The following is an 11,413-nucleotide window of genomic DNA, read 5'->3' as shown; positions in this document are numbered from 1 at the left end:
TTCGTTCAATTTGCTGTGAATATGGTATTAATAGTATGCTAAATTAAGTCAGTCGAGTAATCTTTTTATTAAACCTAAGAGGTGAACATTCGTGAATATCCTAGTTACAGGCGGTGCTGGCTATATTGGTTCCCATACCTGCGTGGCTTTGCTTGAGGCCGGGTACAATGTGATCATTGCCGATAATTTCGTCAACAGCAATCCAGCCAATGTAGATAAAATTATGCAAATTACAAACAAAAAAGTAGAGCTTCATGAAGTTGATGTCACCGATGCCAAAACGGTTGAGGCCATCTTTTTGGAACACAGCATTGACGGGGTCATCCATTTCGCTGGCTTGAAGGCTGTTGGAGAATCGGTAGAAAAGCCATTAATGTATTATAAAAATAATCTCATTAGTACAATGGTTCTGGCGGAAATCTGCCTGAAATACGGCGTCAATAAATTTGTTTTCAGCTCCTCCGCCACTGTATATGGGGACAACACAGTTCCATTTGTGGAAACAATAAGTCTGCTGCCGACAACGAATCCATATGGGGAAACAAAGGCGATGAGTGAACGGATATTAACGGATATCGCGAAGGCCAATCCGGCATTCTCAGTGTCCCTCCTCAGATACTTTAACCCAGTTGGTGCCCACGAAAGCGGCCTGATTGGCGAAGCGCCAAATGGCATTCCGAACAACCTGATGCCGTTTGTGACTCAGGTTGCTAAAGGAAAGATTGAGAAACTGAGGGTGTTCGGTAATGACTATCCGACGCCGGACGGAACCGGGGTCAGGGACTATATCCATGTTGTTGACTTGGCCAAGGGACATGTTGCTGCATTGGAACACCTCACCAAGGGAGTCAATGTATACAACCTTGGGACCGGTCGGGGAACGAGTGTCCTCGAAATTATCGAAGCATTCGAAGAGGCGAACGGAATCAAAGTCCCTTATGAAATTGTCGAACGAAGGCCCGGAGATATTGCAAGCTGTTACGCGGAAACAGCCAAGGCCAAGGATGAACTCGGCTGGGAAGCAAAACTCGACCTTGTTGCCATGTGCCGGGATGCTTGGCGGTTTGAACAAAATTACAACTAGCACACTATAGAAAAAAATGTCCCGCAAGCCAATTTCTCCAAGGATTGTGGGACATTTTTCTTACTTAATGATCAAATATTCTAGTACAAGCTTACTCCACAACTCCTGGCTATTGCAAGGGGACTTATAGGGAAGCATATCATTTAGTCGGGCTTTTACATTTACCTTTCTGGCTCTGAAGAAGTAGAATGATTATACTGAATTTTTAGATAATTTTATGCAAAACTAGTGAAATAAAAAGACTCCCCTGAAACGTGGAACGGCTGGTGTTTCAGGGGAGTTTTAGCTTTATTCGGGAGCTAAAGTAGACTATTAAAAATCAAATGGGTTCAAAAAGCTTCCAAGACTTGATTTAATTGCATCAAATAAGAATTCACCCATTATTGCTAACGTAATGAAGGTAAGCACATAGGACAAAAGCGATCCATATAAGATATCCAGCCCGTTGTTATCAGGATTCTTGTAACTTGAAATGACAAGAGTCGGCACTAAAAAGATGAGGCCAACTAAACTGATAAATAACAGTGCAAATGCAAAGGAAATTTTCAAAATGCTTAACAGGACAGCAACAAGCATAAGGGCTGTGAATGGTATAAGAAGCGTACCGAAGCGGGAGACAACATCCTTAAAGGCAACTTGTATCTTGCCTAACTTCACTGCAGCAAAAATAAAGGCGGAAATTAATAGAACAAATACGATATAGCCAAAAAACGGCTTCACAACCACTGTTCCGAAAGGAGGGCTTATGTTTTGCATAGCATTTCCAAATAGACCCCCGCCTAAATTGCCTATATCTGAAAGAAACCCTTTTAAGGCAAAATAGAACATGACTGGTATGAAGAGGGAAAATAGGCATATCGTTATGATTGCGTTGACAAACTGTTCCCCTCCAACTTGATGGCTTGAAGAGAAAGGTTTTTTTAATACCTGGAGAACAAACTTCAAATATTGCCTCGATACGGTCTTCGTTGTTTCAAGATACTGATTTGGCGTGGCCTGAGCATTGGATGCAGGTGAAGCGCTTGAGGGAATTTCCACTGTTGCAGCACTTTCACTTTGCGCGCGAGTCATTAGATTGGTTCCACAGTTTTCGCAAAATTTACCACTTTGATTTTCATGATTGCAAGTTGGACATATCACGTTATCAATCCCACTTTCCCTGAAAGATAGTTGCTTATTTTTTCCAAGCTGTTGTATATTGTTTCGGTTCAGTTTCTTTAATTTCTTTCACGTTCTTTTCATTGAATCCCCAAGAGCTGGAACTATCAGAGACTAGCCATTTTTTCATTTCTTCATCGAAGACAAGATCATACGACAAGAAATGAATATCCTCACTCAACTCAGGTTTATCACCCTCATAATAGTAATCGGAATTGTATGTTTCTTTTACGGAAACCGACGCTATCCATTGTTCGTCATCATGGGAAAATTCAAATGAATCCAAGTTAAAGGTTGAGCCTAGATAGGAACCTGTGAAGAAGCGCCCATTCTCTTTATCACTTAAAATTTCCGAAGCTAATTTCTCTTTTTGCTCAGCAGTAGCGGTTGACATTTTGGTTGCATCCCCGGCTGTATAGGCTTGAATCCTTTCTTGAGCATGAAGTACAACAGTATCGATGATAGACTTTTGAAAAGCATCGTCTTGAGCAAAATTGAACTCAACCCAATTGTCCTCAATTGCTATTTCAGCTGAATTTGTTTCTCCCCATGGAAAATTGCCGATTGCCTGAATCAGAAGTGACCCATCTGTTACAACAGGGCCGAAAGATGCTCCTGAAAATGGATCCACACCAATATCTTTTCCGTTTAAGAGAGTTTTTCCGGTAATGCCGCTATCTGTGTAATTAGAATCGAGGGTGATTTCTTCGCCTTCAAGATATAAATTTACTTGTTGAGTTTCGCTGCCCATTAAGTAAATTTCTTGTTTGTTCTTTAAAGTAACATAATCGTTTTTCAGATTGGCTTCAACAGTATAAATACCCGGAACATACGGACCAACCTTTTTAGAAAAATCATTTGTATCAGCTGTCGAGATTTTTTGGCCATTTACCATTAAAATAGTATCTTTATAATTTGTTGATAAGGACATATAAATCGGCTGAATAGATATGTAGAATTCATCATAAGGAAAGGACCCTTCTCCCTTTTCCAAGTTGATTATTCCTCTGGGCATTGCACCTTCCGAATATTGCTGTCCTAATTGTGAATCGCTTTTTACAGAATTATAGTATTTTGCCTGTTCTTTTAGTGTATTAACGATATTGCTGATTTCATCGGGATTTTCATCAAGATATCTCATTAGTCCGTTCAAGGAATCGGAATTGATTTTTAATTTCTTATCAGTAGAGACAAGGACGTTAGCCAATTCCTTTTGATTCTTCTCTATTAAGGCAGTTTCAAACTTTTCGATTTTTCGTTCTTTACCAGTCAATGCCTCGCCTGTTTTATAGGCTCCAAAAAAAAGGCCTACTAATAGGATACCGGCAATTAACAATTTTTTCACTTTAGGGCTAAGTGGCTTTGAAGGCTGCTTTGGATTAGCCGCAGATTTGTTCAAAGCTGCTATCGGTGCAGGAGTTCCACATTCCTTGCAAAATTTTGTCCCCGACGATAATGAGGCTCCACATTCCTTACAATAATTCATTTAGAACTTCCTCTCTGTAAAATGTCATGATGGATAACAATAAATTAGGTTTTAACCTCCTTCTTTTTTCCTATTAAATCTGCTGAAGAGAATAAAAGAGTAAATCTTTATGAAAATATGTAGGACTATATTACTAATATTATCCTATTATATACATAATTGGAAGAGTTGGTTTCAAGTTGGGGAGGCCGTAATCAATGGTCCCGCCATCGAGTTTGGCGACGTTTCTCTTATTACAAGTCAATATATTTGAAAAGAGGCAGTATATTCTACTATACTATTTCACTTTTAAAAGCTGCGGAGCTTGGAAAAACTCCTATTTCATTTATTGGTAAAGGAATTGCGGGATGGTATCGGGCAGTTAAAACAGAAGAACCAATGGCGTTAAAAGCCAGAGGCATGGCCCGAATTGCCGGGGAGGGGATAGCGCAGGATCTTCCGATTTCCAAATTGAAAAACTGATGATTGAAGGGGACTTAACCTATTATGTTGGTGAGGTTTTAAGGTAAGCGTTTTTTCGAAATATGATAATAATTATGTGCGTAACATTTATTGCAAAGATTGCTGATTTCGACTCCAGTAGGGCCGGAGATCAAGACCTTGAAATTTCTTGTGAAGAAAACAATGTGACATTAACAGAAACCGTTACAATTAGTATCCTCGAAAAACCAGTAGTTTTTTCCTCGCTGGAAAAGCAATTGGTGTTGCCGACAAAAAGGAAGAAGTTGATTACACTTCTGACAGTTGGATTCCATTTTCAAAAGCGTTAACTGAAGCAAAAACCGTTTTAGAGAACCATGAGGCAACACAAGAAGAAGTGGATAGAGCAGTCAGCGCCTTAGAAGAGGCTGTCTCTGGCTTAATAAAAGTGTCTGAAAAAGGTGTGATCCAACCACCAGATCCTGTAATATAAATGTTTTTGATGGCGAAAATTTTCCAAACACTGCGAGTAAAATCTATAACCTTCTTTTGGCAGGTTCACTATTATTTACAATTGGCGGATTACTTTTCTTTCGTATTAGGAACTTTGGTCAAAGGAGTGCAAAGAACCGCTTAACTTTTCTTGTAGTAGAAAAGAATCCTTTATGGACGATATTACCTAGTATTGGTCATTTAGTGCCACTTCTTAGTTATTAATGAAGTGGCTTTTCTTTATAGGATAGGATGTTATTGTTAAGCGCTAATAGTACGACTGTTATATATGAAGCGGACTATGCCAAAGGTTATATGGTTGGCAAATGGTGATGGCTTCAAGATGGGTAAGATAGTGGGAGACTTCCAATTCTACAATATGACTATGTTCATTTATGAAAATGTTCACTTCTCATTATAGATATAAGCCGTTTTTCCTATATTTTTTGCTGTGTGAGTTTATTGCTTTTGTAGCATGATAAGCTTATATCTATCCGCCACCCTAATCTTGTAAGGTCTATCGCCCTCATGTCATTAATTTTAGTGCTTCCGTTATTTTTTAATATGACAGTAATGGACATTCTGCTTTTTCAGATTACAAGTTCGCGAAGGGCTGCATGGCGGATGTCAGCCAATCTGAATAACACATGTAGGCTAATTTCACATGAGAACAATAGTTCTTTAAATTTCAGCTTCTACTTTTAGCCCCATAGTTTACTATATCCCCGCAAAACTGTCCTATAAAGGAACAAATCATATTGTGTCAATTCAATCTCATTGCGATTTCTCCTTATTGTCGTTGGTGATAGCAATTTAGTTGACTATCAAAGCTTCACTGGAAATTGCAACTAACCGGAGTGTCATATGCAAGGAACCCAATATGGAATGATTAAAAGGGCGGCAAATCGGTTTTCGGTTTGCCGCCCTTAAATTGAACTATAGCTTATTTAATTTCCAGATGTGCTTTCAGCTCGTCCTGGATGTCTTGCTGTACCTCCTGTGGGACGATAAAGTAATAGATTTTATCAATCTTCGTGCCGCTGCCTTTTAGCTCCAATTGTTGGACGTTTTTGCCAGCGGGTTTATAATTCCTTTGAATCCCAACCATTTGGTCAAAAGACAGATTAGTCCTGACGTTTTTTCCAAGGGCTCCAAAGATTTCACCGAAATTGCTGAGACTTTGGAATGATGCCCCCCTGCTAATGACAGCCTGGATAATATCGCGCTGGCGATTTTGGCGGCCAAAATCTCCTCTAGGATCCTCGTATCTCATCCGGGCGTATTTCAGCGCGGATTCGCCATTCAAATTAATTTCCCCCTTAGGAAAACTTTCTCCATCTGAAGAGAATGCAAAAGAGTTATTTACCTTAACTCCGCCAACTGCATTGACGATATCTTTAAAGCCTTCCATATTGATTTTTACATAATAATCTATCGGAATATCCAGGAAGTGTTCCACAGTATCCATCGACATTTCCACACCGCCGAATGCATAGGCGTGGTTGATTTTATCGTCTTTGCCCTTCCCGACAATTTCCGTTCGCGTATCCCTCGGAATGCTGAGCATTTTTATTGATTCCTGATGTGGATTTGCGGTCAGGACAATCATTGAATCAGAACGGCCCCGATCCCCGTCCCTTTCATCCACGCCAAGCAAAAGAACAGAAAATGGCTCCTTCTTCCCGAAAGTAATCTCCTCCGCCCTTTTGGGGGACTTATCCCGATCAATAGGCTTGTGCATCTTTTCCACAGCATTAGTTAATGATCTATAAACAGTAAAGGCGTATGTTCCGACAGCCAAAAACATGATCAACAGTGATATGAACAGAACTTTCATCCAGTTCTTCTTCTTTTTATGTCTCATTATTCCCCTCCAAGCGAAGCGCTTTAAATAGAATACCAGAAAAATGGAATTCCTTCCATAGGGTACGCCCTATTGTCAAAAAATCTTCTAATAACAAATAAAAATGTCTGGTCTGTAAAACAACAAACGAATATAAATTGAGCTAGCATTCCTATCAAGCGGTTATAAACATTTTTACATCGTCATTATATGAATGACCGTGTGGCCCGACTTTTCCTACGGACAATGACTTTTGTATTTCCGGCATCAATGTGCGGTCATCGTTCGCTTAAGTTAAGGGTGCGCTCGGACCGCCTGTTAGGCATATAGTGAAAGGAAAGGTAAACTATTTTGTCACCAACATTACGAATATGCTGACGTTCTATAGAACAAAGGTATATAACCGTTTTCTTCTATTTATATTGTGATTGGTAAGTGACAGGAGTACAAGTTCGGTGTGGGGCAATGGAGAGAAGGGGGGAGTGTGCCATCTTCCAACTTTCTACAGGGATTTGAACTGCAACTTTTCGAAATATCAATGTGGAAAGGTTAAAAACGGCTTGCTAACACTAAAGTGGGAAGAAGAAGCCCAGTTTCTGCACGCCTACATATCCAGGGCATTGAAAAGATTAATTATGTCAATCACCCTAATCTTAAAGGGTAGTAACTCAATTGACGGTATGAAGGCGGTATGCATCAGCTATTGGGTCGTGGGTGAAAATATTGCGTCCAGCATTGAAGCTTAAGGTACATAAGGAGAAATTAGCGGTAGACCGCCAACGGAAAATAAAGTTCTTTGGATTTAGTTTTCCTAGAAAAATGAACCGAAGGTGCGCATTGCCAACGAAAGCACTTAGGGTTTAGTCAAAGGGTAAAGAATATAATTTTATGTCTTAGACATCCTCGGAAGGACAAAAGGTTGAAGTGCTAAAACGGTTCCTTTCAGGGTGGTGCGGTATTTTGCACTAGTCGAAACACCTAGTTTCGTTGAATGCATACGGCGGAGATTCGTGTGTAGAAGCAGGAGGGATGTTTTTTCTATTAAACTTCGACATTAGATAATTTTTTGTTATAATTCATTGATAGTTGAAATATATTAGATAGTTTATATTACTCCTGTTAATCATGTATTTGATAAACTTCAAAGCGTATTGGTTATTCAGGGAAGGAATACCACTAAAGGGCTCTTGTGTTTTATAAAAAGTACGATATATTTTAAATCAAAGGTAAAAGTGTAAAAAAAACACAAAGTTAATTCACTTTTTATTGATAAATATTTCCATCTTTAAAAAAATCCTTTTAATTATCACTAAAATATTGTTAAATTAGATAGGATAAAGAGAAATTTTTACAATAAACGGTTTAATTAGACAATATTTTATAATTGATGGCATTTATCCTATTATATGTTTTTGGAAATATCTTTCCTTCTCCTAGGAAAAACAGAAGATATTATAAAAATTAGGAGGAATAGAGTTGGCTTATAAGGCGCGTCTCTCCCTATTGATTTTGATTGATTCAATTCTCGTTATTAGTTCAGTTTATGTAAGTTACATCGTTCTTCATCCAACATTGAATTATGGGTCCATGCAGGAGTTAATCGTACCTGTTTTCGCCATGTTAGTAAGTCATTATGTATTTTCATCATATTATAACTTGTACAATAAAGCGTGGGAGTATGCAAGTATAGGCGAACTCACTGCAATAGTAAAGGCTGTATCCTTTTCTATTGTGAGTACTTTGCTAGTAGAGTTGGTCGCGAAATTTGACGTATCTTTAAGGGCGCTTGCGACTACCTGGATGGTTTACGTCCTGTCCATCGGAGGGTCACGTTTTGTTTGGAGGATATTTAGATATAACTTTATCCAATCTAATGTGTCGAAAAAAAGAGCGTTGATAATAGGAGCTGGTTCTGCTGGGCTAATGGTTGCCAGACAACTACAAAAAAGCCCGGAAGCAGAGTTGACCCCTGTTGGTTTTATAGATGATGATCTTAAAAAGAATAAACTACAATACTTAAACCTACCCGTTCTAGGCGATGTTAAACATATTGAAAAAGTAGTGGAATTACACAATATAGACCATATCATTATAGCTATTCCTTCCTTGAATAAAAACGAGCTAAATAGAATTTTTAATGAATGTTTAAAAACCTCGGCAAAAACAAAAATACTTCCAAAATTGGAGGATTTAGTGACAGGCAAACTTTCTGTCAATCAATTCAGGGATGTAGAAGTAGAAGATTTACTTGGGAGAGAACCAGTTCATCTTGATATGAATAAAATTTCACAAAATGTCGAGGGTAAAATTATTCTCGTGACAGGAGCAGGCGGATCGATTGGATCCGAGATATGCAGACAAATATGTAAATTCACACCAGCAAAAATTATTCTTTTAGGCCATGGGGAAAATAGCATCTATCAAATAGATATGGAGCTTAGAAATAAGTATCAGGATAGAATCGAAATTATCCCCGTGATTGCTGATATACAGGATAGAGAAAGAATTTTTGAAGTAATGGAGATGCATAAACCGGACGTGATATATCATGCTGCCGCACATAAGCATGTACCATTGATGGAATACAATCCAAGGGAAGCTGTCAAAAACAATGTCTTTGGGACCAAGAATGTCGCGGAGGCCGCAGACACTTTTGGAGTAGAAACATTTGTTATGATATCTTCAGACAAAGCAGTAAATCCAACCAACGTGATGGGTTCTACGAAGAGAATTGCTGAAATGATAATCCAGCGGCTTGATCAGATAAGTAGAACAAAATTCGTGGCGGTTCGTTTCGGGAATGTACTGGGGAGCCGCGGAAGTGTTATCCCTCTTTTTAAAAAGCAAATCCAGACAGGCGGCCCGGTAACTGTTACTCACCCGGATATGACTAGGTATTTTATGACGATTCCAGAAGCATCAAGATTGGTCATTCAAGCAGGTTCCTTGGCAAGGGGCGGCGAAATCTTCGTGCTCGATATGGGGGAACCAGTAAAGATTGTCGATCTGGCAAAAAATTTAATTAAACTGTCAGGATATACTTTAGAAGAGATTGGGATAAAATATTCCGGTTTAAGGCCAGGGGAAAAGATGTTTGAAGAGCTATTAAATGAAAAGGAAATTCACCCTGAACCAGTATTCCCGAAAATTTTCATAGGGAAAGCAGTTTTGGAGCAGGAGCACGAAATAGATTTCCTTCTTGAAAGATTTGATTATTTTTCTTCAGAAGATATTAAGAAGTTTGTTATTAATCTAGCAAATAGGAGAGAAAACAAAATGTTTCAGGTTGCTAGATAAAAGATCTGTGAGAATGTCATTTGACAATGAAAATTTTAAAGTAAATTGACAGGCTCCTAGTCCAGTTTTTAAATGGCAGGGGCTGTTATTTTGAATTTAATTGTGAAAAAATTGCATTTATTTAAGCTCTTTCTCACCTAATTATCAGGGAGTGTGTTTGTTTTGTATTTAAAAGTCAAAAGATTAATAGATGTCGTCTTATCATCATTGGGTTTGCTAATATTATCTCCAATATTCCTAGTATTAATAATTGGGATAAAACTTGATTCTCAAGGTCCTGTCTTCTTTAAACAAAAAAGAGTAGGAATCCATAAAACACATTTTAACATACTTAAATTTCGGACAATGAAGGTCGACACTCCAAAGGAGACCCCCACGCATTTATTGGAAAATCCTGAGCAATATATCACAAGGATGGGAAAGTTTCTACGGAAAACATCATTGGATGAGCTTCCTCAGATCTGGAATATTTTAATTGGAGAAATGAGTATTATTGGTCCGAGGCCAGCACTCTGGAATCAATACGACTTAATAGCAGAGCGTGACAAATATGGGGCCAATGATATTCTGCCTGGATTAACAGGATGGGCCCAAATAAATGGAAGAGATGAATTGCCTATTGAAGTAAAATCAAGGCTGGATGGAGAGTATGTAGCGAGAATGAGTTTATTAATGGATATAAAATGTTTTTGCGGTACCATCATTAGCGTTATTAAAAGTGATGGAGTAGTTGAAGGTGGAACAGGAGCAGCTAAAGAAATTGCTACTGTTAAGGAGCAGATCTCGAAATGAAAAGAGTCTTAATAACCGGTAAGAAAAGTTATATCGGAAATAGTTTAGTAACATGGCTTGAAAGGTACCCGGAACGTTATGTTACTGAATTAATAAGCTTAAGAACTAATTCATGGCGAGAAAAGGACTTTTCCCAGTATGATGTTGTAATTCATGTTGCTGGCATAGCACATATAAAAGAAACAAAAAAAAATTCTTATCTTTATTATAAAGTAAACCGAGATCTTGCCTATGAGGTTGCAAAAAAAGCTAAACAATCTGGAGTTAAGCAATTTATTTTTTTTAGTTCAATGAGTGTTTATGGAATGGATGAAGGAATTATTAAAGGAAATACGTTAGTTAATCCTAAAAGCAATTACGGAAAATCAAAATTAGAAGCAGAAAAGTTAATTCAAAACTTAACAACAAATTCCTTTTTAGTTGCTATAATACGTCCCCCCATGGTCTACGGGTATGGATGTAAAGGTAATTATCAAAGTCTTTCAAAAGTAGCTAGGAAAATGTTTGTTTTTCCATATATTAATAATAGACGTAGTATGATTTTTATCAATAATTTAACGGAATTTGTAAAGCTTTTAATTGATGATTACGGAAAAGGTACTTTTTTTCCTCAAAATAAAGAATATGTTTGTACATCAGAATTAGTTCAATTAATAGCAAAAACACACGGAAAAAAAGTTATTCTTACAAAGATATTTAACGTATTTTTAAAATCAGCAAATTTACAAATAATAAAAAAAGTATTTGGTGATTTAGTTTATGACCAAGGACTTTCATCATATAACGGTTATGAACCTATTTCTTTACAAAAATCTATCGAGCTGACCGAACAGTAGTAAAT

Annotated in this window: 9 protein-coding genes; 6 read left to right on the top strand and 3 right to left on the bottom strand. The window is 37.8% G+C overall.

What is annotated here, in order from left to right; genetic code table 11:
* Positions 1-91 precede the first annotated feature (91 nt).
* Positions 92-1,084, top strand: a complete 993-nt coding sequence (galE, locus tag BN1002_RS19430) for a UDP-glucose 4-epimerase GalE (protein WP_048827177.1) — start codon at positions 92-94, stop codon at positions 1,082-1,084.
* A gap of 312 nt (positions 1,085-1,396) precedes the next feature.
* Here galE and BN1002_RS19425 read toward each other — a convergent pair whose 3' ends face one another.
* Together BN1002_RS19425 and BN1002_RS19420 are read right to left on the bottom strand one after the other, a co-directional pair.
* On the bottom strand, positions 1,397-2,155 hold the full coding sequence (locus tag BN1002_RS19425) for a hypothetical protein (protein ID WP_048827176.1): 759 nt from the start codon (positions 2,153-2,155) through the stop codon (positions 1,397-1,399).
* Between the two features lie 103 nt (positions 2,156-2,258).
* Positions 2,259-3,728 carry a zinc ribbon domain-containing protein gene (locus BN1002_RS19420; RefSeq protein WP_048827175.1) on the bottom strand — a complete coding sequence of 490 codons (1,470 nt, stop codon included), beginning with the start codon at positions 3,726-3,728 and terminating at the stop codon, positions 2,259-2,261.
* Between the two features lie 697 nt (positions 3,729-4,425).
* Here BN1002_RS19420 and BN1002_RS24530 point away from each other — a divergent pair.
* Positions 4,426-4,641: an FIVAR domain-containing protein gene (locus BN1002_RS24530; protein WP_082036313.1), complete on the top strand. Its 216-nt coding sequence runs from the start codon at positions 4,426-4,428 to the stop codon at positions 4,639-4,641.
* A 942-nt stretch (positions 4,642-5,583) separates the two neighbouring features.
* Here the strand turns inward: BN1002_RS24530 and tagU are convergent.
* Positions 5,584-6,504, bottom strand: a complete 921-nt coding sequence (gene tagU, locus BN1002_RS19405) for a polyisoprenyl-teichoic acid--peptidoglycan teichoic acid transferase TagU (RefSeq protein WP_048827172.1) — start codon at positions 6,502-6,504, stop codon at positions 5,584-5,586.
* Between the two features lie 434 nt (positions 6,505-6,938).
* Between tagU and BN1002_RS19400 the strand changes: the two genes are divergently transcribed.
* From BN1002_RS19400 to BN1002_RS19385, 4 genes are all read left to right on the top strand, one after another.
* Entirely contained in the window at positions 6,939-7,229 is a 291-nt protein-coding gene (locus tag BN1002_RS19400; RefSeq protein ID WP_048827171.1) for a hypothetical protein, read from the top strand.
* A gap of 730 nt (positions 7,230-7,959) precedes the next feature.
* Entirely contained in the window at positions 7,960-9,780 is a 1,821-nt protein-coding gene (locus BN1002_RS19395; RefSeq protein ID WP_048827170.1) for a polysaccharide biosynthesis protein, read from the top strand.
* Positions 9,781-9,942: 162 nt separating this feature from the next.
* Positions 9,943-10,572 (top strand): sugar transferase, encoded by a 630-nt coding sequence (locus BN1002_RS19390; protein ID WP_048827169.1) that lies wholly within the window; start codon positions 9,943-9,945, stop codon positions 10,570-10,572.
* Positions 10,569-11,408 carry an NAD-dependent epimerase/dehydratase family protein gene (locus BN1002_RS19385; RefSeq protein WP_048827168.1) on the top strand — a complete coding sequence of 280 codons (840 nt, stop codon included), beginning with the start codon at positions 10,569-10,571 and terminating at the stop codon, positions 11,406-11,408. Before BN1002_RS19390 ends, BN1002_RS19385 begins: the two co-directional genes overlap by 4 nt.
* Positions 11,409-11,413: the final 5 nt, after the last annotated feature.

This window comes from Bacillus sp. B-jedd, assembly GCF_000821085.1.
Lineage (GTDB): Bacteria > Bacillota > Bacilli > Bacillales > Cytobacillaceae > Bacillus_D.
The sequence above is the reverse complement of the archived record's forward strand: the minus strand, read 5'-3'. Positions and strand labels throughout refer to the sequence as shown.

Excerpts from the sequence above, each read along its gene's own strand:
- tagU (WP_048827172.1), bottom strand. The coding sequence starts at position 6,504 with ATGAGACATAAAAAGAAGAAGAACTGGATGAAAGTTCTGTTCATATCA.
- BN1002_RS19420 (WP_048827175.1), bottom strand. The coding sequence starts at position 3,728 with ATGAATTATTGTAAGGAATGTGGAGCCTCATTATCGTCGGGGACAAAA.
- BN1002_RS19425 (WP_048827176.1), bottom strand. The coding sequence starts at position 2,155 with ATGACTCGCGCGCAAAGTGAAAGTGCTGCAACAGTGGAAATTCCCTCA.
- BN1002_RS19385 (WP_048827168.1), top strand. The coding sequence starts at position 10,569 with ATGAAAAGAGTCTTAATAACCGGTAAGAAAAGTTATATCGGAAATAGT.